Origin of the sequence: Novosphingobium humi (assembly GCF_028607105.1) — a bacterium.
In the GTDB taxonomy this organism is placed as follows: Bacteria; Pseudomonadota; Alphaproteobacteria; order Sphingomonadales; family Sphingomonadaceae; genus Novosphingobium; species Novosphingobium humi.
On the sequence record NZ_CP117417.1, the window covers coordinates 3,165,325 to 3,188,421 of the forward strand.

General features: G+C 64.9%; 22 protein-coding genes. 11 read left to right on the forward strand and 11 right to left on the reverse strand.

The window, feature by feature from the left end; translation table 11 throughout:
* Positions 1 to 65 precede the first annotated feature (65 nt).
* The 5 genes from ruvA to PQ457_RS14870 form a co-directional block, all read right to left on the reverse strand.
* Positions 66 to 677, reverse strand: coding sequence for a Holliday junction branch migration protein RuvA (gene ruvA, locus PQ457_RS14850; protein WP_273617561.1), 612 nt, complete (start codon positions 675 to 677; stop codon positions 66 to 68).
* 306 nt (positions 678 to 983) lie between these two features.
* The gene (gene ruvC, locus PQ457_RS14855; protein ID WP_273617562.1) at positions 984 to 1,460 is read right to left on the reverse strand and encodes a crossover junction endodeoxyribonuclease RuvC; all 477 of its coding nucleotides are present in this window, start codon (positions 1,458 to 1,460) and stop codon (positions 984 to 986) included.
* A gap of 70 nt (positions 1,461 to 1,530) precedes the next feature.
* The gene (locus PQ457_RS14860) at positions 1,531 to 2,295 is read right to left on the reverse strand and encodes a YebC/PmpR family DNA-binding transcriptional regulator (RefSeq protein WP_168603442.1); all 765 of its coding nucleotides are present in this window, start codon (positions 2,293 to 2,295) and stop codon (positions 1,531 to 1,533) included.
* A gap of 122 nt (positions 2,296 to 2,417) precedes the next feature.
* Complete coding sequence (locus PQ457_RS14865) at positions 2,418 to 2,657, reverse strand: DUF2312 domain-containing protein (RefSeq protein ID WP_168603441.1); 240 nt, start codon at positions 2,655 to 2,657, stop codon at positions 2,418 to 2,420.
* Positions 2,658 to 2,776: 119 nt separating this feature from the next.
* Positions 2,777 to 3,106 (reverse strand): DUF1244 domain-containing protein, encoded by a 330-nt coding sequence (locus PQ457_RS14870; protein ID WP_273617563.1) that lies wholly within the window; start codon positions 3,104 to 3,106, stop codon positions 2,777 to 2,779.
* Between the two features lie 83 nt (positions 3,107 to 3,189).
* Between PQ457_RS14870 and pyk the strand changes: the two genes are divergently transcribed.
* Entirely contained in the window at positions 3,190 to 4,671 is a 1,482-nt protein-coding gene (gene pyk / locus PQ457_RS14875) for a pyruvate kinase (protein WP_273617564.1), read from the forward strand.
* Positions 4,672 to 4,677: 6 nt separating this feature from the next.
* On the forward strand, positions 4,678 to 5,133 hold the full coding sequence (locus PQ457_RS14880) for a hypothetical protein (RefSeq protein WP_273617565.1): 456 nt from the start codon (positions 4,678 to 4,680) through the stop codon (positions 5,131 to 5,133).
* Here the strand turns inward: PQ457_RS14880 and PQ457_RS14885 are convergent.
* From PQ457_RS14885 to PQ457_RS14895, 3 genes are read right to left on the reverse strand one after another with little or no spacing between them, the layout of a single operon-like run.
* The gene (locus PQ457_RS14885; RefSeq protein WP_273617566.1) at positions 5,125 to 6,378 is read right to left on the reverse strand and encodes an adenosylmethionine--8-amino-7-oxononanoate transaminase; all 1,254 of its coding nucleotides are present in this window, start codon (positions 6,376 to 6,378) and stop codon (positions 5,125 to 5,127) included. The genes PQ457_RS14880 and PQ457_RS14885 overlap by 9 nt on opposite strands.
* Entirely contained in the window at positions 6,375 to 6,986 is a 612-nt protein-coding gene (gene bioD, locus PQ457_RS14890) for a dethiobiotin synthase (protein WP_273617567.1), read from the reverse strand. Before bioD ends, PQ457_RS14885 begins: the two co-directional genes overlap by 4 nt.
* Before the next feature lie 3 nt (positions 6,987 to 6,989).
* Positions 6,990 to 7,652 carry a YggS family pyridoxal phosphate-dependent enzyme gene (locus PQ457_RS14895; RefSeq protein WP_273617568.1) on the reverse strand — a complete coding sequence of 221 codons (663 nt, stop codon included), beginning with the start codon at positions 7,650 to 7,652 and terminating at the stop codon, positions 6,990 to 6,992.
* Here PQ457_RS14895 and PQ457_RS14900 point away from each other — a divergent pair.
* The 3 genes from PQ457_RS14900 (at position 7,651) to PQ457_RS14910 (ending at position 11,350) form a co-directional block, all read left to right on the forward strand.
* Positions 7,651 to 8,199, forward strand: coding sequence for a thiamine phosphate synthase (locus PQ457_RS14900; protein WP_273617569.1), 549 nt, complete (start codon positions 7,651 to 7,653; stop codon positions 8,197 to 8,199). The two genes, PQ457_RS14895 and PQ457_RS14900, sit on opposite strands and share 2 nt — an antisense overlap.
* A 79-nt stretch (positions 8,200 to 8,278) precedes the next feature.
* Positions 8,279 to 10,663 carry an FtsK/SpoIIIE family DNA translocase gene (locus tag PQ457_RS14905; RefSeq protein ID WP_273617570.1) on the forward strand — a complete coding sequence of 795 codons (2,385 nt, stop codon included), beginning with the start codon at positions 8,279 to 8,281 and terminating at the stop codon, positions 10,661 to 10,663.
* A 180-nt stretch (positions 10,664 to 10,843) separates the two neighbouring features.
* Entirely contained in the window at positions 10,844 to 11,350 is a 507-nt protein-coding gene (locus tag PQ457_RS14910) for a CHAP domain-containing protein (protein ID WP_420540944.1), read from the forward strand.
* A gap of 219 nt (positions 11,351 to 11,569) precedes the next feature.
* Here PQ457_RS14910 and PQ457_RS14915 read toward each other — a convergent pair whose 3' ends face one another.
* Positions 11,570 to 11,983 (reverse strand): acyl-CoA thioesterase, encoded by a 414-nt coding sequence (locus PQ457_RS14915; RefSeq protein ID WP_273617571.1) that lies wholly within the window; start codon positions 11,981 to 11,983, stop codon positions 11,570 to 11,572.
* A 259-nt stretch (positions 11,984 to 12,242) separates the two neighbouring features.
* A complete protein-coding gene (locus PQ457_RS14920) occupies positions 12,243 to 14,306 on the reverse strand; it encodes a S9 family peptidase (RefSeq protein ID WP_273617572.1) in 2,064 nt (687 codons plus the stop codon).
* Between the two features lie 73 nt (positions 14,307 to 14,379).
* Here PQ457_RS14920 and PQ457_RS14925 point away from each other — a divergent pair, with 73 nt between their 5' ends.
* From PQ457_RS14925 to PQ457_RS14950, 6 genes are all read left to right on the forward strand, one after another.
* Positions 14,380 to 16,182 (forward strand): aminopeptidase P family protein, encoded by a 1,803-nt coding sequence (locus tag PQ457_RS14925; RefSeq protein WP_273617573.1) that lies wholly within the window; start codon positions 14,380 to 14,382, stop codon positions 16,180 to 16,182.
* Between the two features lie 82 nt (positions 16,183 to 16,264).
* Positions 16,265 to 16,660, forward strand: coding sequence for a VOC family protein (locus tag PQ457_RS14930; protein WP_273619347.1), 396 nt, complete (start codon positions 16,265 to 16,267; stop codon positions 16,658 to 16,660).
* Positions 16,650 to 17,048 carry a cupin domain-containing protein gene (locus PQ457_RS14935; RefSeq protein ID WP_273617574.1) on the forward strand — a complete coding sequence of 133 codons (399 nt, stop codon included), beginning with the start codon at positions 16,650 to 16,652 and terminating at the stop codon, positions 17,046 to 17,048. The genes PQ457_RS14930 and PQ457_RS14935 overlap by 11 nt, the downstream gene beginning before the upstream one ends.
* Before the next feature lie 206 nt (positions 17,049 to 17,254).
* Positions 17,255 to 18,043: an EF-hand domain-containing protein gene (locus PQ457_RS14940; RefSeq protein WP_273617575.1), complete on the forward strand. Its 789-nt coding sequence runs from the start codon at positions 17,255 to 17,257 to the stop codon at positions 18,041 to 18,043.
* A gap of 38 nt (positions 18,044 to 18,081) precedes the next feature.
* Positions 18,082 to 18,828 carry a response regulator gene (locus PQ457_RS14945; protein ID WP_273617576.1) on the forward strand — a complete coding sequence of 249 codons (747 nt, stop codon included), beginning with the start codon at positions 18,082 to 18,084 and terminating at the stop codon, positions 18,826 to 18,828.
* The gene (locus PQ457_RS14950; RefSeq protein ID WP_273617577.1) at positions 18,825 to 20,339 is read left to right on the forward strand and encodes a sensor histidine kinase; all 1,515 of its coding nucleotides are present in this window, start codon (positions 18,825 to 18,827) and stop codon (positions 20,337 to 20,339) included. Before PQ457_RS14945 ends, PQ457_RS14950 begins: the two co-directional genes overlap by 4 nt.
* Here PQ457_RS14950 and PQ457_RS14955 read toward each other — a convergent pair whose 3' ends face one another.
* Complete coding sequence (locus PQ457_RS14955) at positions 20,340 to 23,090, reverse strand: M1 family metallopeptidase (RefSeq protein ID WP_273617578.1); 2,751 nt, start codon at positions 23,088 to 23,090, stop codon at positions 20,340 to 20,342. It abuts the gene before it with no gap.
* Between the last annotated feature and the right edge of the window lie 7 nt (positions 23,091 to 23,097).

Below are 23,097 nucleotides of genomic sequence, written 5' to 3' on the forward strand. Positions count from 1 at the left end.
TCGCAGCAAGATAGCCCCTGCGACCATCGCATAAATCCCATAGGCCAGAAAGCGTAGCGCGGCCTTCATCCCGCTGCCTTCTTCAACGCCACGCGGATTAGCGCGGAAACCCCCGCCTCCTCGCCCAGTTCGGCGATGGCGGCGTCGGTGGCGCTGGCGGCCACGTTGGGTTTGAAGCCAAGGTTCTGCAAGGCCGAGACGACATCGCCCGCAACATTGCCCTCCGGCATGGCCACACCCGCCGAAACCGCCGCGCCCGCAGGCCCCACCGGCAAGGCGCCCGCCTTGTCCTTCAACTCATTGACGATGCGCGCGGCCAGTTTCGGTCCCACGCCATTGGCCCGCGCGACCATCGCCGCGTCTCCGCCCGCGCAGGCGCGCTGCAATTCCTCAACCGTCAGGGCGGACAGGATCGCCAAGGCCACCTTAGACCCTACGCCCTGCACCACCGTCAGCAGCTTGAACCAAGCCCGCTCCCCGGCGCTGGTGAAACCGATCAGGCGCATATCTGTCTCGCTCACCTGCATCTCGGTATAGACCGTGCAGGCATCGCCCCGAATGCCCAGCGCGGACAGCGTCCGGCCCGAGCAGAACACCAGATAGCCAACGCCATTGACGTCAATCACAGCCCAGTCGGGGCCGAAGTCGTCCAATATGCCGGTCAGTTTCGCAATCATGCGCGCACCCTAGCCGGGGGAGAACGATTTGGGAACATTTTTTGACAGGGAGGGGAAGGTTTGCCTCCGGCGGGCAAAGGGCGGGGGCCCTTTGCAATCCCGTTAATGGGTTGGCGCAAGAACGGCCAAGGGGTAAATGGGGCCGATACTTTTAAAGCCTGCGGCGCGGCGAGCACAACGCCAGAAGCGCCGCAGGCTTTAAAATCAACTCTCGCACCAATCCGCCCCCATAGCGCAACATAGACAATACCGGGATTGTTAAGGGCCCCCGCCCTTAACCCGCCGGAGGCAAAAACCCCTAACAGATCAAATATGACTCCCCACATGATGCGCATGGGTGATCGCCACGGCCAGCGCGTCCGCCGCATCCGCCCCCGCCAATTTAACCCCCGGCAGCAGCACTTTGAGCATATGCTGCACCTGCTCCTTGGCCGCGCCGCCGGTGCCGACCAGCGCCTTTTTCACCACCTTGGAAGGGTATTCCGACACCGGCAGCCCAGCGCGCGCCAAGGATAGCAAAGCCGCCCCCCTCGCCTGCCCAAGTTTGAGCGTGGATTGCGGGTTCACGTTGACGAAGATTTCCTCGACCACGCCGAAGTCGGGTTTGTAGATCTCGATCACGCGCGCGATGGTCGTGTCCAGTTCGAGCAGGCGCGAGGCCATCGAGCCTTCCTTGTCGGTGCGGATCTGGCCATTGGCGACATGGCTGATGCGGCTGCCCGATTTGGCGACAATGCCCCATCCGGTGCAGACGAGGCCCGGGTCGATGCCTAAAATTATCATGCAGGCCCTATAAAGCAAAAGGGCGGGAGGATCATCCCCCCGCCCCTTCAGGAAATCGCGGAAAACCGGATCAGCCCAGCGTGGCCATGATCTCGTCGGGGATTTCGTAATTGCCCCAGACGGTCTGGACGTCATCATCGTCTTCGAGCACGTCGATCAGCTTCAAGAGCGTGGCGGCGGCATCGGCATCGACCGTCGCCTTGATCTGCGGGCGCCAGGCCAGCTTCACGCCTTCGGCCTCGCCCAGCACCTTTTCCAGTTCGCGCGCGACGGGGTGGAGCGAATCGACCGCGACCCAGATCGAGTGGCTGCCGGGGTTTTCGTCCCCATCGCCCATATCCGATTCGACATCCTCGGCGCCGGCCTCGATGGCGGCTTCCAGAACCTTGTCCTCATCGCCCACGCTGGCGGGATATTCGATCAGGCCGAGGCGGTCGAAACCATGCGACACCGCGCCGCTGGCGCCAAGGTTGCCGCCGTTCTTGGCAAAGGCGGTGCGCACATTGGTGGCGGTGCGGTTGCGGTTGTCGGTCAGCGCCTCGACGATGATCGCCACGCCGCCCGGGCCATAGCCCTCGTAGCGCACTTCTTCATAGTTTTCAGCATCGCCCTTGCTCGCCTTGTCGATGGCGCGCTGGATGTTGTCCTTGGGCATCGACTGGGCCTTGGCCGCGTTGACGGCGGCGCGCAGGCGCGGGTTCATGTCCGGATCGGGCATACCCATCTTGGCCGCCACGGTGATTTCGCGCGAAAGCTTGGAGAACTGCGCCGAACGCTTCTTATCCTGAGCGCCCTTGCGGTGCATGATGTTCTTGAATTTGGAATGGCCTGCCATGGATCACTTCATATCGCTATGTGTGGAGTTGGCAGCGCCGATAGCCGAGATGCGGCCTTTGGGCAAGGCAGGGGCAAGGGCGGGAGGGCGGAAATCCGCCCCCCCTCCTTTACCCGGATCGATCAGTCGATGCCCAGAGCGTTGAGGTAAACCTCCAGGATCGCTTCCTGCTCCTTGCGGTCGTCCGGCTTCATCTTGCGGATGCGGACCACCTGCTTCATCGCCTTGGGGTCATAGCCGGTGGCCTTGCCCTCGTTATAGACATCCTTGATGTCGTCGCTGATGCCCTTCTTTTCTTCTTCCAGACGCTCGATACGCTCGATCAGCAGGCGCAGGCGTTCGTCAGCTGCCATTTCAGCCATGGGTCAAATCTCCGAAATTGGTCAAAGTTGAGAATCGGTTTGCCCGGCCAGATAGCGGGCCGTGCGCGCAAGGGGAATACGGGGGGCGAGTAATCCCCAGCGTTGCGATCAGCGCCCTGTCAATGGCCGGGTGCGTTCTTGGCCAGACTCTCCTTCATACGGGCCATCTGCTCCGGCGTCGCCTCGGTCTGATAGCGGCTTTTCCATTCATCGGCGGGCATGCCATGGATCACCTCGCGCGCCGCGCCCTTGTCGAGCGGGGCACCCGCCGCTACGATCCAGTCCGCAAGACAATTGCGGCAAAAACCGGAGAGGCCCATCAGGTCGATGTTCTGCGCATCATGGCGATGGCGCAGATGGCGGACCAGCCGACGAAAGGCGGCGGCGGCATGTGCATCGTCGAGTTCATCGAGCGGATCGGGAATCGTTTGTGGTGCATTCATATTCATGGGTCCATCCGGAGTGAGTTGTTCTTGGGTTTGCAACCAGCCTTTGCCATAGGCTGATGCCCGTCCCAAAGGGAGAAATCGGTGTGACGAAACTCAATCCGCGCGGCCGCAAGGTCAAGATTCTGGCAACGCTCGGCCCGGCCAGCAGTGATCCGGAGATGATCGAGAAGCTGGTGCGTGCGGGGGCGGATGCTTTCCGCGTCAACATGAGCCATGCTGACCATTCGGTGCATACCAAGACCATCGCCAATGTGCGCGCGGTCGAAGCCAAGCTGAAAAAGCCCATCGCCATTCTGGCCGATCTTCAGGGGCCGAAGCTGCGCGTGGGCGCGTTCAAGGATGGCCGGGCGGTGATCCGCCATTCGGGCCATTTCACCTTTGACCGCAATCCGGAACCGGGCGATGAAAACCGCGTGTGCCTGCCCCACCCGGAACTGTTCGGCATCCTGCAAAAGGGCCAGCGCCTGCTCATCGACGACGGCAAGCTGCGCCTGCGCGTGATCCGCGCCGATGAAAACGAAATCCTGTGCAGCGCCGAAGTGGGCGGGGTGATCTCCGACCGCAAGGGCGTGAACATTCCCGATGCGGTGGTGCCGGTTCCGGCGCTGACCGAGAAGGACCGCCGCGATCTGGCCTTTGCGATCGAGCATGGCGCGGATTTCATTGGCCTCTCCTTTGTCCAGCGGCCCGAAGACGTGGCCGAATGCCGCCGTCTGATGGGCGGCCATGGCGCGCTGATCGCCAAGATCGAAAAGCCCGCCGCGCTTGAAACGCTCGAAGGCATCATCGAATTGTCGGACGGCATCATGGTCGCCCGCGGCGACCTTGGCGTCGAACTGCTGCCCGAAGAAGTGCCCCCGATCCAGAAGCGCATTGTCGAGCTGACCCGCCGCAGCGGCAAGCCGGTGATCGTGGCCACGCAAATGCTCGAATCGATGATCGAGAGCCCGGCCCCCACCCGCGCCGAAGTCTCGGACGTGGCCAATGCGGTCTATGACGGGGCCGATGCGGTGATGCTCTCGGCCGAAACGGCGGCGGGTCAGTGGCCGGAAGAAGCGGTGACGATCATGCACCGCATCGCCACGCAGGTCGAAAATGATTCGTACTATCGCCAGCGCGTCCATCTGGCCGTGATCAACCCGGACCAGACCACCGCCGACGCTCTGGCCAAGGCCTGCGCCGCGATTGCCGATACCGTCACGCTGACGGGCCTCATCGTGTTCACCGGTTCGGGCTCGACCTCGCGCCGCGTCGCGCGCGAGCGTCCCTCGGTGCCGATGCTGGTGCTGACGCCCAGCCAGAACACCGCGCGCCGCTCCGCGCTGCTGTGGGGCGCCCATGCGGTCCACACGCGCGACATCGGTTCGTTCGAGGAAATGATCGCCAAGGGCAAGCGCATGGCGCTGCGCCATGGGTTCGGCGTGGCCGGGTCCAAGCTGGTGGCGCTGGCGGGCGTTCCCTTCGGCACGCCGGGGGCGACCAACCTGCTCCATGTCGTGACGCTGCGCGGCAATGAACTGGAACTCTATCGCGCCGTTGAAGAAGACGGCAGCGACGCGGAGTAAAGCCTGATGCATCCCCTCGCCCCGCCACTGGAACGTAGCTTGCGCGCCGTGGCGGGCGCGATGGCCGATGCGCGCGATCCCTGGTGGATCATCGGCAGCGGCGCGGTCGCGCTGCTCAGCGCGGGCTCGGTCACGGTGGCCGATCTCGATATCCTGCTCTCACCTGATGATGCGGCGCGCATCCTGCCCGCGCTGGGCCTGAATGCCGCGCCGGGCGGGGTGGACAGCCGGTTCCGCTCTGCCATCTATGCCCGGTGGGATGCGCCCGAATTGCCGGTGGAATTCATGGCGGGTTTTGCCCTGAATCACGATGGGCAATGGCAGAATGTGGCCCCGACCAGCCGCATCGCGCATCATCTGGGCGAGACGGTGCTTTACACGCCGTCTCGCGAGGAAATGCGCGCGATCCTGCAAAGTTTCGGGCGGCCCAAGGATCTGCGCCGCGCCGAAATGCTACGCTAGAAGCTCAACCGCCTCGGCCAGCGCCTGATGGCAGGCGGTCAGATCCTCCGGCGTGATCGAATAGGGCGGCATCAGATAGGCGGTGTTGCCCAGAGGCCGGATCAGCAGGCCCCGTTCGCGGAAAAAGGCCAGCAGACGCGGTTGCAGGCCTGAGAGATAGCCCCCCTGCGGCACACGATAATCGAGCGCCAGGATCGTGCCGCATTGGCGGACATTCTCCACCCCCGCCACATTCGCCAGCATCGCCGCCCCCGCCGCTTGGCCTTCGGCCAGCGTGTCGATGCGGCTCTGCACCGGTTCGTCGCGCCACACGCCAAGGTTGGCCACCGCCGCCGCGCAGGCAATCGCATTGGCCGTATAGGAACTGGAGTGGAAAAAGGTCTTGGCCCGGTCGGGCGCGTAATGCGATTCGTAGATCGCCTCGGACGCCATCGTCACCGCCAGAGGCAGCGCCCCCCCGGTGATCCCCTTGGCCAGACACAGTATATCGGGCTTCACCCCGGCCTGATCACAGGCCAGCATCGTGCCGGTGCGGCCCCATCCGGTCATCACCTCGTCCGCGATGAAGAGCACACCATGGGCCGCGCAAATCCGCGCCATCTCGGCCAGAACCGCGGGCGGATAGAACAGCATGCCCCCAGCGCCCAGCACCAGAGGCTCGACAATGAAGGCCGCCGCATCGTCGCCCGCGCAAAAGGCGTCCAGCGCATCATAGGTCGCCTGCTCAGCCCCGGCATGGGGAAAGGGCACGGTGTCGACGGCAAAGAGCAAAGGCTCATAGGCGGCATTGTAAACGCCGCGCTCGCCGATGCTCATCGCGCCGATTGTGTCGCCGTGATAGGAATGCTGCATCACGGCGATGCGCTGGCGCTGCCCCTGCCCCAGATGGCGCCAATGACCCAGCGCCATTTTCAGCGCGACCTCGACGCAGGTGGAGCCGGAATCGGAAAAGAACGCATAGGGCAGGCCGGTGATGCCCACCAGACCTTGCGCGACATCCTGCGCGGGCTGATGCGTCCATCCGGCAAAGATCAACTGATCCAGCTTGCCCGCCTGCTCGGCAATCGCGCGGGCAATGGGCGGATAGGCATGGCCATGCGTCGTCACCCACCAGCTGGAAATCGCATCGACGATGCGGTCGCCCTCGGCGGTAAACAGACTCGCGCCCTCTGCCCGCGCGATCAGGGGAATGGGTTCGCGCAGGCCATGCTGGGTAAAGGGATGCCAGATGGGCGAGCGCGTCACAGGTCAAACTCCGCCATAGCGGCGCTCAGCGTTTCGGGCGCCACCGAGGCAAGGCGCGGCAGATGGCCCAGACGGCGCAGGCCGGTATGAGCGCAAAGGAAGCGCATGCTCTCCTCCTCCGCCGCCCCCGCATCACCGATAAATGCCAGTCCGAATATCGCGCAGCTCCGCGCGCGCAGCGCCTCGACCGTCAGCAAAGTATGGTTGATCGTTCCCAAACCAGTGCGCGCGGCCACCACCACGGGCAGGCCCCAATCGGCAAACTGATCGGCATAGAGCCGCGTCTGCGTCAAAGGCACCAGCGCCCCGCCCGCGCCCTCGACCACCAGCGGCCCATCGCCTTCGGGCAGGGTCAGGCGCGCCGGGTCAATCTCCACCCCATCAAGGCGCGCGGCCCAATGCGGGCTGGCGGGCGTGATCAGACGATAGGCCTCGGGATGGATCACCGCGCCAGGAACGAGCCGGGCGATGCACTCGCTGTCGGTCTCCTCCTCCAGCCCCGATTGCACCGGCTTCCAGTATCGCGCCCCAAGGCGGCCCACCAATCCGGCGGCCAGAACGCTCTTGCCAATGCCCGTGTCGGTGCCGGTAACGATCAGCCCGCGCATCGCTTAATCCCTTGCCCCAAACAAGGCCGAGCCGACGCGGATATGGGTCGCGCCCAGCGTGATCGCGGTTTCAAAATCGCCGCTCATCCCCATCGACAGGCCCGACAGGCCATTGTCCGCCGCCAGCTTGGCCAGCAGGGCAAAGAAGGGCGCCGCCTCAATATCGGCGGGCGGCACACACATCAGCCCGGCCAGCGGCAGGCCCGCCTCACGCACCTGTGCCAAGAGCGCGGGCAGATCGGCCACCGCGCAGCCCCCCTTCTGCTCCTCGGCACCGATGTTGACCTGAACGAAGCAGGGGATGCGGCGGCCAAGCTTGTCCATCGCCTTGGCCAGCGCCGTCACCAGACTTGGGCGGTCAACCGAATGGATCGCGTCGAACAATGCGACCGCATCCTCGGCCTTGTTCGATTGCAACTGGCCCACCAGATGCAATTCGATGTCGGGATAGCGCGCCTTCAGTTCGGGCCATTTGGCCTGCGCTTCCTGCACCCGGTTTTCGCCGAAAACGCGCTGGCCCTGCGCGATCAGGGGCTCGATCTCCGCAACCGGCTTGGTCTTGGAAATGGCGATCAGCGTGATGTCGCTGTCCTTGCGGCGGGCGATGCGGGCGGCGGCGGCGATCTTTTCGCGCACAGCCCCAAGCGAAGATTCTGGTTCCATCATGGCGCGGTGCTATAGCGCGATGATGCCCCCGCGCCAGCCCCTTTCCCTTTTGTCCCTGCCCAAACTCTGGCTGATTTCGGACGCACGCAATGATGCCGTGCTCGAGCGCGCGATCCGCGCGATGCCGCCGGGCAGCGGGCTGATCTATCGCCACTATCACCTGCCCCCGGCCGAAAGGCGGACGCGGTTTCGCGCGCTGGCGCGGATCGCGCGGGGGCGCGGGATGGCGGTGGTGCTGGCGGGCGATGCTGCGATGGCGCGGCGCTGGGGGGCGGATGGGGCCTATGGCGCAAGGCAGGCTTTGGCCACGGCGCATTCCCTGCGCGAACTGGGGCGAGCCAAAGGCGCGGCGGGCGTGCTGCTCTCGCCGGTCTTTCCCACGCGCAGCCATCCGGGCGGGCGCGTCTTGGGCGCGGTGCGTTTCCGCCTGATCGCCGCACGCAGTCCTGTGCCGGTGATCGCCCTTGGCGGGATGAACCGGGCGCGGGCGCGGGCGCTGAAATGGCCGCGCTGGGCCGCGATCGACGGGCTTTCCCCCATGCATTGATGCCGCAATTCTTGACGCGGACTCCTCCTGCGGCGCATTATACCGGCAATTTCCATCCCTTTGTTGAAACGAGCATCCCATGGCCACACGGCCCATCAAGCACAGCGGCGCATCATGGCGCCTGATCCTGCGGCGCAGCGTGCTGCGCAGCGCCGAATTGCTGGGCGCGGGCCTGTTGGGGCTGGGCGCGGTGCTGCTGGCGGTGGCCTTGCTCACCTATCATCAGACCGACCCTTCGGCCTCGACGGCCTCGGGCGGGGCGGTGCTCAACTGGCTGGGGCGGCCTGGGGCCTTTGTGGCCGATGGGGCGCTGTTGATGTTCGGGCCGATGGCGGGGCTGGCGGTGCCGCTGCTGCTGATCTTTGCGCGCCAGCTCTGGCTGGTGGCCGAGGCCGAGGAAGAGGGCGAGGAGGAGGCCGTGCCGCTGCACCAGCAATATTGGCTGCGGCCCACCGCCGTGCTGGTGCTGGGCATGGGGCTGCTGGCCAGCGCGCTCTCGCTGGGCTTTGGCGAGCATCCGGGCAGTCTGCCCGCCTCGCCGGGGGGCATCATGGGGCTGCTGGGCGCGGCGATGATCCGGTCGCTGGCCGAACTGCTGCCCCCGGCGGCGCAGGGCTGGGCGACGGGCGTGCTGGGCGTGCTGGCCTTTGTCGGCGGGATCGCGGCCATCACGCGGGTGTTTGCCATCGACTGGGGCTGGGTGTTGACCATGCCGCTGCATTTCCGGCGCAGACATGCCGAGGGCGAGGAGGCCCCCGCCCCCGCCCGCCGCGAAAAGCGCCAGCCCAGACCCGCAATGGTCGAGGCCGAGGCGGAAGCCGAAGACCTGCCCTTTACCCCAGACGCCCCCGCCAGCGGCCCGCGCAAGGCGCCGCAGATCAGCGACCCGGCCACCAAGGCCAAGCCCGCCGAAATGGGCAGTCTGGCCAAGCAGGGCGATCTGTTCGGCACCTGCGAATTGCCGGGCCTCGACATTCTGGCCGATCCGCCGCCCAATTCCGCGCCCAAGGTGGACAAGCTGGCGCTGGAGCGCAACGCCAAGCTTCTGGAAACCGTGCTGGACGATTTCAACGTCAAGGGTGAGATCACCGGCGTGCGCACCGGGCCGGTCGTCACGATGTACGAACTGGAACCGGCAGCCGGCATCAAGGCCGCGCGCGTGGTGGGTCTGGCCGATGATATCGCCCGCAACATGAGCGCCATTTCGGCCCGCGTCTCGCCCGTGCCGGGGCGCACCGTCATGGCCATCGAGCTGCCCAATGCCGACCGCCAGATGGTCAGCTTCAAGGAATTGATCGCCAGCGAGAAATTCGTCGGGGCCAAGGGCCTGCTGCCCATGATCCTGGGCAAGGACATTGCGGGCGAACCGATCATCGCCGATCTGGCCACCATGCCCCATCTGCTGGTGGCGGGCACGACCGGGTCGGGCAAGTCGGTGGGACTGAACTGTATCCTGCTCTCGCTGCTCTATCGCCTGACGCCTGCGCAATGCCGGATGATCCTGGTCGATCCCAAGGTGCTGGAATTGAAGTCCTATGAGGACATTCCGCATCTGCTGTCCCCGGTTGTGACAGAGCCTGCGAAAGCAGTGCGCGCGCTGAAATGGGCGGTGGAGGAAATGGAGCGCCGCTATCGCCAGATGAGCGAGATCAACGTGCGCAACATCGTCAATTTCAACGAAAAGGTGCGCAGCAATGCCGCCAAGGGCAAGCCCTTGGGGCGGCGGATTTCCGTCGGCTTTGACCCGGAAACCGGCGAGGAATTGTACGAGGACAAGCAGCTTGATTACGAGGTGCTGCCGCTGATCGTGGTGATCGTCGATGAATTGGCCGACCTGATGGTGACGGTGGGCAAGGAGATCGAAGTGCTGATCCAGCGTCTGGCGCAGAAATCGCGCGCGGCGGGCATCCATCTGATCATGGCGACGCAGCGCCCGTCAGTCGATGTCATCACCGGCGTTATCAAGGCCAATCTGCCCACGCGCATTTCCTTTGCCGTGACCAGCCGCATCGATTCGCGCACCATCCTTGGCGAACAGGGGGCCGAGCAATTGCTGGGCAAGGGCGACATGCTGTTCAAGCCTTCATCGGGGCCGATTGTGCGTGTCCACGGGCCTTTTGTCTCGGACGAAGAGGTCGAGCATGTCGCCGACCACTGGCGCGCGCAGGGCAAGCCCAATTACGTCGATTCGGTCACCGAGGAACCCGAAGAGGGCAGCTTCGGCTTTGACGATCTGGACGCGACGGCCAGCGACAATCCCGAAGAGCGCAAATACCGTCAGGCCTGCCATATCGTCTTCGAGAGCCAGAAAGCCTCGACCTCGTGGCTCCAGCGCCAGATGGGCGTGGGCTATAACACCGCCGCCAAATGGATCGAGCGGATGGAGAATGACGGCCTTGTCGGCCCGGCCAACCATGTGGGCCGCCGCGAAGTCTATCGCGACAAGGACGGGAATCCGCTCTGATCCAGCCATTGACCGGGGAGCGGAATCCTTTCCGCCCTCCACTTATCCCCATGCTGCGGATGCGAAAGCCGATGAACCGTTGTTAAGCCACGGTGGGGCGCAGGCTCCGGATATTTCCGGATTGCAATCCTCTGGCTACACCTAGGCCATCGACGCCAACAAGCGCCAAAGGGGTTTTCAGTGGTCCGGGTTTCCTTTCTCAACGCAAAGCTGATCCGCGCCGCTATCGCCCTGATTTTCGCCGCTTTCATCTCGGTTCCGGCCTCGGCGCAAGTGCTGCAGTGCGCCCCCTATGCCCGCGAGGTTTCCGGCATCGCCCTTTCGGGCCGCGCCGCTGGCTGGTGGGATCAGGCCGAGGGCCGCTATGACCGCGGCACCGCACCCAAGGCCGGCGCCGTCCTTGCCTTCCGCGCCACCCACTCGATGCGCGCGGGCCATGTCGCCATGGTTTCCAAGGTGATCGACGAACGCCACGTCCTGCTCAACCACGCCAACTGGTCGCGCCCCGGCATGATCGAGCGCAGCGCCATGGCCGAAGACGTTTCGCCCAACGGCGATTGGTCGGAAGTGCGCGTGTTCTACGCCCCCATCGGCAAGCTGGGCCTGCGCTCCTCGCCCACCTATGGCTTCATCTATGCCAACAAGGCCGACCGTCTGGACGGCACCAAGCTGGCGATGCGCGACTGAGTTAGAGGTTTGAAGGTGCCTCCGGCGGGTTAAGGGTCTTGACCCTTAACAATCCCCAGACTGTAGAGGCCGGGCAGAACATCCCCCGAAGCGCAACGGTTCAGCGCCGCAGGCTTTAATAAGCGGCTTCGCGGATAAGCATTATCCGCCGATCATGCGCCACCCCATTAACGGGATTGCAAAGGGATGAATCCCTTTGCCCGCCGGAGGCAAAACCTCTCATCCCGGCCACCCACCTTCCGGTGCAAACGCTTCGGCAATCTCCCCCGACACCCGCGTCAAACGCAGCGTTTCCTTGTCCAGCATCGCCCATGTGCTGCGCGCAGAAACGATCACCTTACCCGCATCGTTGCGGAAATCGATCCGCCGGTCAAAGCGCGCGCCTGTCGGGCCTTCGGGGATAAAGCTCTCGGCGGTCACGCTCTGCCCTTCGGCAATATTGCCGCGATAGTCGATCTCGTGCCGCGTGACGACCCAGACATAGCGCTCGACATGCTCGGGCGCAGCGTCCTGCATCCAGTGCGCGGTGGCCACGGCCTCCATCCACTGCACCCAGACGGCATTGTTGACATGGCCCATGATGTCGATGTCATCGGGGCCTGCGGTGAAGGTGTGGGTATAACGGTTGGGCATGGGAGGAGTTTGGGGACAGGCATCCGGAAGGCAAGGGGTTTTCGGTAGAAGGAAGTGGGCCTCCGGTGGGCAAAGGGTCTCGACCCTTTGCAATCCCATTGCTGGGGTGGCGCCAAAATCCGCCAACAAACTCCTTTCCGCGAAGCGGTTTATAAAGCCTGCGGCGCGGCAACGTTGCGCTTCGGGCGCCCCCACGCCCGACCTGGACAATATCGGGATTGTTAAGGGCCCTCGCCCTTAACCCGCCGGAGGCAAAATCTTACCCCACAACCCCCAACTGCCAGAGGATAAACGCAAATTCCTCCGCCGTTTCAGTCAGCGATTCAAACCGCCCCGATTTCCCGCCATGCCCCGCGCCCATATTGGTTTTCAGGATCAGCTCGTTGCTGTCGGTTTTCAATTCCCGCAGCCGAGCCACCCATTTCGCCGGCTCCCAATAGGTCACGCGCGGATCGTTCAACCCCGCTGTCACCATCAGCGGCGGGTAATCCTGCGCCTTCACCTGATCATAGGGCGAGTAGGAGCGGATCAGTTGAAAGGCGGCCTTGTCCTCGATGGGGTTGCCCCATTCGGGCCATTCGCCCGGCGTCAGGGGCAGGCTCTCGTCCAGCATGGTGCTCAGCACATCGACGAAGGGCACATGGGCCACCACCGCGCCCCACAGGGCCGGGTCGGAATTGATGACCGCGCCCATCAGCTCGCCGCCCGCCGATCCGCCCGAAATGCTAATCCGGCCCGGCGCGGTATAGCCAAGGTCGCAAAGCCCGCGCGCCACATCGACAAAATCGTTGAAGGTGTTTTCGCGCGCCTCACGCTTGCCCCCCTTGTACCACGCGCGGCCCATGTCGTCGCCGCCGCGGATATGCGCGATGGCATAGGCAAAACCACGATCCACCAGCGAAAGCCGCGTGGTGGAAAAGCCGGGGCTGATCGCGATGCCATAGGCGCCATAACCATAGAGATGCAGCGGGCCGGCGCCCACCCGATCCTTGCGAAAGAGGATGCTGACCGGCACCAGCGTCCCGTCGCGCGCAGCAATCTCCAGCCGCTTCGTCTCATACAAGGATGCATCGTAACCGCTGGGGATCTCCTGAACCTTCAGCAGCTCGAGGCTCTTGTCGGCCAGATGATAATCATAGACGCTGGCCGGGCTGACCATGCTTTCGTAGCTGACACGCAGGCGGTCCACCGCCCATTCGGGATTGTCGGCCAATCCGGCCTCATAGGAATCCTCAGGAAATTCAATCGGCTCGATCCGCGCCGGGTCGTCATAATAACGCAATTCGATGCGGTCCAAACCGCGCACCCGTCCCTCAATCACATAGAAATCGCGGAACAGGTCAAATCCGGTCAGGTAAAACTCATCGCTGCCCTCGATCAGACTGGTCCAGTTGCCCGGATCGGCCAAAGGCGCGGTGGCCAGACGGAAGTTTTCATGCGTATCGTTGGCATGGATGTAGAGCACCCCGTCGCGCTCATCGACATCATATTCGACCCCTTCGACCCGCTCGCGCACCAGAATCGGCGCGGCCAGCGGATCGTTCGCCGGGATCAGGCGGACTTCGGACGTCTCATGATCGCTGGTCGAAATGATCAGCCATTGCTCATTGGCCGAGAGCGAGGAGCCGACGCGGAAGCCGTCGTCATCCTCGTGATAGAGTTCGACATCCTCGGACACCGGGCGGCCCAGCCAGTGCAGCCGGGCATTGTCGGTGCGCCAGTTCTCATTGGCGAGACTGTAAACCAGTCCCTTGTCGCCCGCGACCCAGACCAGCGAGGAGAGCGTCCCTTCGATCACATCGGGCAGCATCTCGCCGGTGGCCACCACCTTGATCCGGGCTGTGAAGCGCTCGGACCCATTGTCATCCACACTCCAAGCCAGCAATTTGCCATCGGCCGAGAGCGAAATCGCGCCGAGGCGGAAATATTCCTTGCCCGCCGCCAATGCCACTTCGTCGAGCAGCAATTCGTCATCGCCCCCGGCCACGGGCCTGCGCCACCACTTTTTATATTCTGCGCCTTCCTCATATTCGATCCAATAGAGGTAATCGCCGTCCTTCTGGGGAACGCTCTTGTCGGCTTCCTTGATGCGGGCGCGCATTTCGGTGAACAGGGCGTCAATGCGGTCCTTCTGCCCGGCCATCCGGCTTTCGAACCAAGCATTTTCCGCGTTCAAATGCGCCAGCACCGCCTCATCCTTCACCTCTGGATAATCGGCATCGCGCAGCCATGCATAATCGTCGGTGACGGTGATGCCGTGGTGGGTGAAACTGTGCGCCTGTTTGGCGGCAATCGGGGGGCGAGGCTGGCTGGAATTGCTCATAGCTTGCATCTATGTTGGCAAACCCCTCGCGGCAAGCGACCTTGGCGAGGGAATCGAAGGAAAGCGCGTCCCAATGCCGAACAATATCCACACTGAACGCCTTGCCGCCCTGCGCGCCGAACTGGCCGCACAGGGGCTGGACGGTTTTGTCATCCCGATTTCCGATGAGCATATGAGCGAATATGTGGGTGCCTATGCCCAGCGGCTGGAATGGCTGACCGGCTTTGGCGGGTCGGCGGGGACGGCGGTGGTTTTACGCGACAGGGCCGCGATCTTTGTCGATGGACGCTATACTTTGCAGGTGCGCGATCAGGTCGATGGCGCGCTGTATGAATATCAGAACGTGCCCGCCAACAGCCCTGCCGCATGGCTTGGCGCCCATGCGCCGCAGGGGGCGCGGATCGGCTATGACGCCTGGCTGCATGGCCGCCCATGGGCGCGGGCCGTGGAAAAGGCGCTGGAGCCGCGCGGCGCGACGCTGGTGGCGGTGGATCGCAATCCGGTGGATGCGGTGTGGGCCGATCAGCCGACGCGCAGCCTCGCCCCCGCCCTGCCCCATCCCACCGCGCTGGCGGGCGTGCCTTCGGAGGCCAAGCGCGCCGAAGTGGCCGAATGGCTGGGCGCGCGCGGGGCCGATGCGGCGGTGATTGCCGCGCTCGATTCGGTGGCATGGCTGCTGAATATGCGGGGCACGGATGTGTCGCGCACGCCGGTGGCGCTTTCCTTTGTGGTGGCCCATGCCGATGGCACGGCCGATCTGTTTATCGCGCCCGAAAAGGTGACGCCCGAACTGCGCGCCCATCTGGGCAATGCGGTGCGCATCCTGCCGCGTGAGGATTTTGTCCCCGCGCTGACCGCTCTGTCGGGCAAGAAGGTGGTGGTTGACCCCGAACGCAGCGTGGCGGCGATCTTCGAGGCCTTGTCGGGCGCCCAGATCATCGAGGAGCGCGACCCCTGCGTCCTGCCCAAGGCGATCAAGAACCCCATCGAACAGGCCGGACACCGCGCCGCGCAGGCCCGCGACGGCGCGGCGGTGACGCGCTTCCTCCACTGGCTGTCGGTCGAAGGCCCCAAGGGCGCCGCGACGGAAATGAGCGCGGCCGAGGCGCTGCACCAGTTCCGGCGGGAATGCGGCGACCTGCGCGACCTCTCATTCGACACGATCAGCGGCGCCGGGCCGAACGGGGCCATCGTCCACTACCGGGTCAGCGAGGAAACCAACCGGGCCATCGATCCTTCCAGCGTCTATCTGGTCGATTCGGGCGGGCAATATCCCGATGGCACCACCGACATCACCCGCACGGTATGGATCGGCCCCGGCGCGGCCCCGGACGAGGTGCGCGACCGTTTCACCCGCGTCTTGAAGGGCCATATCGCCATTGCCCGCGCCGTCTTTCCGGCGGGCACCAATGGATCTCAGCTCGACACGCTGGCGCGGCAATATCTCTGGGCGGCGGGGCTGGATTACGCCCATGGCACCGGGCATGGCGTGGGCAGCTTCCTGTCCGTCCACGAAGGGCCGCAGCGCATCGCCAAATCCAGCGGCGGACAGGCGGGCACCGGGCAGGAATTGCTGGCGGGCATGTTCCTGTCGAACGAGCCGGGCTATTACAAGACGGGCGCCTATGGCATCCGCATCGAAAATCTCGTGCTGGTCGAGGAACGCGCCATCGAGGGCGCGGAAGGCGCGTATTTCGGCTTTGAAACGCTGACCCATGTGCCGATCGAGCGGGCGCTGGTCGATGACCGCCTGCTGACCCGCGACGAGGTGGCATGGTGGAACGCCTATCACGCGCGGGTGGAAAGCATCATCGCTCCGCAATTGTCGGGCGAGGCGCTGGAATGGCTGAAGGAGCAATGCGCCCCGCTGGGGTGATGCTTGCGGGGGCGGGCTCGTTCCCATATTGTTCCACAGAAGGCGACTCGGGCCACCTCAGAGCGCCATCAGGAGAGCAATGATGATCGGCTATGTCACACTGGGCACGCAGGATTTGAACCGCGCGGCGGAGTTTTATGACGCCATCGCCGCCGAAATGGGCGTGGGCCGCATGGGCGGCGATGCGCGCTATATCTCGTGGGGCGTGCCGGGCGGCGCGGCGGGAATCGGCATCACCCTGCCCTTTGACGGACAACCCGCCAGCGTCGGCAATGGCGTGATGGTCGCGCTGGAGGCCAAGGACCGCGATCAGGTGGACCGTATCCACGCGCTGGCGCTGGAATTGGGCGGTTCGTGCGAGGGCGCGCCGGGCGAGCGGTTTCCCGGATTTTATGCCGCCTATTTCCGCGACCGCGACGGCAACAAGCTCAACGCCTTCGTCTTTGCCTCCGAATTGGAAGAAGGCCATGGCGCATAATCTGGCCACCCATCCGGTCCACCTCGGCCTTGGTGGCACGGCCTGCGCGGAACCGGAATTTACCGGCATGGACTGGTACGGCCCCTATATCGCGCGCCATGCCGCCGATGGGGCGCAGGGGCGGCTGGTCAGCCTGTACACATTCACGCAGGATTGGGATTCATGGGAAATGCATCCCGAGGGCGAGGAAGTGGTGATCTGTCTGGACGGCGAAATCACGCTGATTCAGGAGGACGCGCAAGGGGTGCGGCAAGAGATCGCGCTGGGCGCCGGGGAATGTGCGATCAATCCGCGCGGGGTGTGGCATACGGCCAATGTGGCGGCCTCGGCGCGGGTGCTGTTCATCACCGCAGGGTGGAACACGCAGGGCCGCGCGCGCGAAACGTGACAGGCAATGGGCAGGACAGGCGCGACAATTGGCGACAAAAAGGCGCGCATCCGGCATAATGGCGCGACAGTCGGGGCATAAAAGAAACATGAAAGCTGCAGCCGCCCCAGCCTCTCCCCTCCCCCTTCAAGGCATGGGTAACGGTTGCGGCTTTCATCCAACTCTCTTTTGCCCCCCAAGAAGAGTTCACTGTAAGGATCGCTAGGATGAGGAAACTTTCTATCGGGCTTTCCGCCATGGCTCTTATGGCGGTTTCGGTTGCCCATGCCCAAGCCCCGGCAGCCGCCCCCGCCACGCCGCCTGCCGGCCCCCACGCCATGCGGCCCGACATGCCCCCCCGCGCCATGCCCCCGATGAAGGACATGACCCGCGCCGAGGCCAAGGCCCATGCCGAAAAGATGTTCGACATGATGGACATCAACCATGACGGCAAGCTGGACAAGGCCGATCGCGAGGCGCGCGAGGCCAAGCATTTCGACGCCATGGACACCAACCATGACGGCCAGTTGAGCCGTCAGGAATTTGAAGCCGCCCATGACCGGATGCGCGAAGGGATGAAGCATCGCATGGGCGCCATGGGCGGCGATCATGACATGCCCCCGCCGCCTCCGGGCGGGCCGGAAGGCGCGATGGATCGTGGCGGCATGGGTCCGGGCAACATGGGTCCGGGCGGCCCCGGCATGAAAGGCCCGCGCGGACATCATCGCATGGGCCGCGGCATGATGATGGGCCTGATGCGCCAGGCCGATCCCAATCACACCGGCACCGTGACCAAGGACGCTTTTGTCGGTGCCGCGCTCAAGATGTTTGACAGCGCGGACGCCAATCACGATGGCAAGGTCACGCCCGAGGAACGCCGCGCCGCGATGAAGGCTCATATGGGCCCGAACATGGGCGGACGGCGTGGTCAGGGCGGAATGGGTCAGGGCGGAATGGGTCCGGGCGGAATGCGTCAGCATGGCGGCCATGACATGCCGCCGCCTGCGGGGCAATAAGGTCTCCCGCCTTGCGCGGGACTGTAAGGTAAGGTGAAGTGAACAGCGACAGCGACAATACCCCGCTGCGCCTCCTGCTGGTCGATGACGAGCCGGATCTGCGCGAACCTCTGGCCTCCTATCTGGAGCGTCAGGGGTTTGCGGTCCGGCAAGCGGCCAGCGCGGCCGAGGCGCGCAGCATCATTGCCCATGATGTGCCCGATCTGGTGCTGCTCGACATCATGATGCCGGGCGAGGACGGGCTGTCGCTGTGCCGCCATCTGACCGAGGCGCGTGCGATACCCACCATTTTCCTGACCGCGCGCGGCGAGGCGACCGACCGGATCGTCGGGCTGGAGATCGGCGCCGACGATTATGTCGTCAAGCCTTTCGAGCCGCGCGAGCTGGTCGCCCGCATCCGCAGCGTGATGCGCCGCACCCATCGCGGGGCGCTGCCCGAACTGCAGGCCAATGAAGATTTTCAATTCGATGGCTGGCGGCTCGATCCGCTCAAGCGGCGGCTGATTGCGCCCGATGGCGCGATCGTGGCGATTTCCTCGGTGGAATTCCGCCTGCTGATGGCTTTCCTCGAACATCCCCGACAGGTGCTGGACCGCGACCGCCTGCTCGACATGGTGCAGGGGCGCGAGGCCCATCTGTTCGACCGCGCGGTCGACAATCAGGTCAGCCGCCTGCGCCGCAAGATCGAGGTGGACAGCCGCAATCCGCAGTTGATCCAGACTGTTTGGGGCGGCGGCTATATGCTGGCCGCCGATGTGCGCCGGGTGCCCACGGTGGACGCATGACAGGTTGGAAACCCGGCCGGTTTCTGCCGCCCCGACTTTTACCGGGCAGCCTGACCGGACAGGTCATGCTGGCGCTGGCGGGCGCGCTGTTGCTGGCCCAGACGATCAGCGCGATCCTGCTCTATAAGGCGCAGGCCGAATATCGCGAACAACAGGTGACGCAGGAGCTGGCCATGCGCGCAGCCATCGCGCTGCGCCACCGTGACGAGGCGGACGCCCCCGAAGGCGGGCCGCCCCCTCCGCCACCCGGCCCGCCCGAACGCGGCCTTCATCGCCATGTCGGCCCGCCCATGATGGTCGGACGCGGGCCGGACGATATGCCGCGCGGGCCGCGCCCGGTGCGCGTGGCCAACTTCCGCCCCAATCCCGGCGACGAGGCCAAGCCCGAAATCACCCAGCGCCTTAATGAACTGCTTACCTCGCAGGATTTGAAACCGCTGCATCTGCTGGTGGTCGAACGCGACCTTGCCGACGATCCCTATTGGAAAAAGCGCGTCGATCGCCGCTATGCGATGATGGGCGACCATGCCCCGCCCAAGCCCAAACATGTGCTGGTGGCCGCCGCGCAGGCGCAGACCGGCGGCGACTGGATGGTGGTGCGCTCCTCCGTGCCCGCGCGCGATCCGTGGCTGCTGGCCACGCTGATTGCCCAGACCCTGTTCATCTATGCCGTGCTGGTGGGCGCGATTGCGCTGATCCTGCGACGGATCGCGCGACCTCTGGCGGCGCTGACCAGCCGGGTCGATCAATTCGCCCGCACCCGCGAATCCACCGATCAGCTTGAACCGCAAGGCCCCGCCGATGTGCGCCATCTGATCGAGGCGCATAATGCGATGGAAATGCGCATCACCTCGCTGATCAATGAAAAGGACGTGATGCTGGGCGCGATCGGGCATGATCTGAAAACGCCGCTGGCCGCGCTGCGCGTGCGGATCGAAAGCGTGGAGGATGATGCCGAGCGCGACAAGATGGCCAAAACCATCGAGGACATCACCCGCTCATTGGACGACATTCTCTCGCTGGCCCGTGTGGGCCGCCCCAGCGATCCGGTGGAATCGACCGAACTGGGCGCCCTCGTTGCCTCGATCGTCGAGGAATATGAGGATATGGGCGAGGATGTGGAATTTGACCATGCGCCGCGTCTGGTCATGCCTGCGCGGGCGACATGGCTGCGCCGGGCCTTGCGCAATCTGATCGGCAATGCGCTGCGCTATGCGGGCAGCGCGCAGGTGACGATGGTGCGCGAGGAGGCAGAGGGGCGCGGCTGGGCGGTGATCCGCGTGGTCGACCATGGCAAGGGCATCGGCGGCGACATTGAGAAGATGTTCGAGCCCTTCACCCGCGGCGAGCCTTCGCGCAACACGGCCACCGGGGGTGCGGGGCTGGGCCTGACGCTGGCCCGAGCGATTGCGGACCAGCATGGCGGGCGGCTGACGCTGCATAACCAGACCGATGCGCAGGGCGCTGTCACCGGGCTGATGGCAACGCTCTGGCTGCCGCTTCCGGGCTGATTATTTGGCGCGCACCATCGCGGTGGAAACCTCGGCGGCGCGCGCATCCTTCAACACGCCGCAGCTGCGGACCTGCTCGATGACGCGGGCCAGTTCCAGCTCGCCGGTCTTGCCCGCGAGCCGGGCGCCGAAATCCCTTTGGATCGCCGCGGATTTTTCCACCGAGCAGAAAGTGCCGAACACCTGCGGCAGGCGCGATGCGAGGAAGATCCCCGAGCTGCCCGAGAGCAATTCATCGGCATGGGCGCGCAGCCAGTCATAGCCCATGTCGCGCGTCTTGGTGTTGACCGCCACGCCCATCACCAGTTGCACCCGCTCGGACAGGCGCAGGCGCTTGTCCTTGGCATCATCGAGCAGCCATTGCGCGATGTCGGCCTTGCCCGATGCGCCCAGAACCGACAGCGCGGAGGGGCGGAACAGCGGGTCCTGCGAGGCCAGCGCCTGTTCGAACAGGGATTTGGCCGCCGCCATCCGGTCGCCCTGCGCCTCCAGCCATGCGGCAAGCCCCACGCCATACCACGCCGGATCGAGCGCCGCCTTGTTGCCCCCCATCCACGCGCCCGTCGCCTGCGCCAGCGTGGAGAGCAGCGCGGGATCGCGCGCCACGCCCGCCATTTTGCGCACCAGTTGGGCGCGGCGCTGCGAACTTTCCGCATCCTCGCCCGCATAGGCCCCCAGCGCCGGATTGAACCCCGCCTTGGCCAGCATCGGCGCATAGAGCCGCGTGAAGAAGGCGCGATAGGCCGCCTCGGCCGGGGCGTCATAGAAACCGGCGCGCTCAAGCGTCTGCATCCATCCGGTGGCCGCCGCGCCGGCATAGGAATCGGGGTTGTTCACCATGGTCCGCGCCATTTGCAGCAGCAATGCGGGCCGCGCCCGCCCGGCCTGAAAACTGGCCCACAGGCTGTCGGCCACGGCCAGCGCCTCGCCGCCGGGCAGGCCCGCCGAAATCGCCAGCAGGCGTTCCCAATCGGCCTGCGGCATGTCGAAGCGGTAATAGCCGGTCCCGCCCGCATTGGGAATCATCGCGCCATTGACGATAATGCTGATGATCGCCGCCTCGCCGTCCAGCAACTGGCACTGGCGGATCTTTTCAACGCGCACGCAAAAGGGGATCGACCATTTCTGGGGCGGGGCCTGCGTGCCCAACCGGGCATAGCGGCTCTGCACCGCGTAATATTCGCCCTTGCCGCCGCTGAAGGTCAGCAGGGGAATGCCCTGCTGGTCGGTAAAGCTCTGCATCGCGGGCAGGATGCGCGGATCGCCCGAAGCCTTGGCCAGCGAGGCGAAGAAGTCGGCGCTGGTGGCATTGCCATAGCGATGCGCGGCCATATAGTCGCGCACGCCCGCCTTGAACGCATCATCGCCCATAAAGGCCGCGATCATCGCCACCACATGGCCGCCCTTGCCATAGGTGATCGAATCGAAGGCCGCGTCGATCTGGGCGTTGGTGTCGATCTTTTGATGGATCGGCCGCCCCGCCAGCAGGGCATCGGTGCCCATCGCGGCAAAGCCTTCCTCCAGCGCGCCAGCGCCGATGTTGAGATCGCCCCGCCACTCGTTGCCGATGCGATAGCCCATCCAGTTGGCAAAGCTCTCGTTGAGCCAGATGTCATCCCACCACGCGGGCGTCACAAGATCGCCGAACCATTGATGCGCCAATTCATGCGCGACCACCATGCCGAAGGCGCGCTTTTGCGCCGTGGTGGCCGCATCGTCCAGGATCAGCAGATTGTCCTGATAGAGGTCGGCCCCGGCATTCTCCATCGCGCCGGGCATGACGGGCGCGGTGATCTGGTCCAGCTTGGGATAGGGGAAAGCGGTGCCGAAATAGTTTTCCAGATGGGCAACGATGCTCTTGCTGTTCTCCAGCGCGAAGGCGAGCTTGTCCTTGTTCTGCTGGGTCGAAATGATGCGCAGGGGCAAAGGCTTATCGCGCTGGGGCGTGGGCGCCACCTCGCCCTTGGCCACGGCAAAAGGCCCCACCATCATCGCCACCAGATAGGAGGGCAGCGGCGCGGTCTGGGCAAAGCGGTGGATGGTCTGCGCGCCGTCATCGACCGTATCGGTTTCAGGCGCGTTGGACACCGCCGTCATGCCCTTGGGCGTGCGCAGCGTGACGGTGAAGGGCTGCTTATAGCCCGGCTGGTCAAAGGAGGGGAAAGCGGCGCGCGCGTCGATCGATTCAAACTGGGTCCAGCTATACCACGCATCGCCCACTTTCACGCGGAACATGCCCTGCGGCCCGTCCTGAAACGCGGCGTCATAGTCAAAGGCGAAAGTGGCCTGCCCCGCGGGCAATTCCTCGTCAAACGTCAGCAGGGCGACGCCGGTGTCGTCCACCTGTTTCCAATGGCCGGTAAATTTGCGCCCGTTGACGTTGGCCGAAACCCGCGTGACGTTAAGGTCGCGCCCATGCAGATAGACATAATGCGACGCCCCATGGAGCAGCGCGTCAATCTCGACATGGCCGGAAAAGCGCTCCTTGGCCGGATCGACGGAGAGGTCGAGGCGGTAGAAAGCGGGTGTCACCGCGCCATCCAACCGCCCGCGCGGGGCGGGGGGTGGAGGCGGCAAAGGCTGGGCCGGGGCAGCGGGCGCGGCCACAGGGGCGGGCGCCGCCGGCGCGGGCGCGGCGGGTGCGGGATGGTGGGCAACCGGGCGCGCCGCAGAATGGGGGGCGGCCCATACCCCATGCGGGGCCATCATCGCGGCGCAAAGCACAGTGCCAAAAAGCCGATGATGACGCATGATCGCT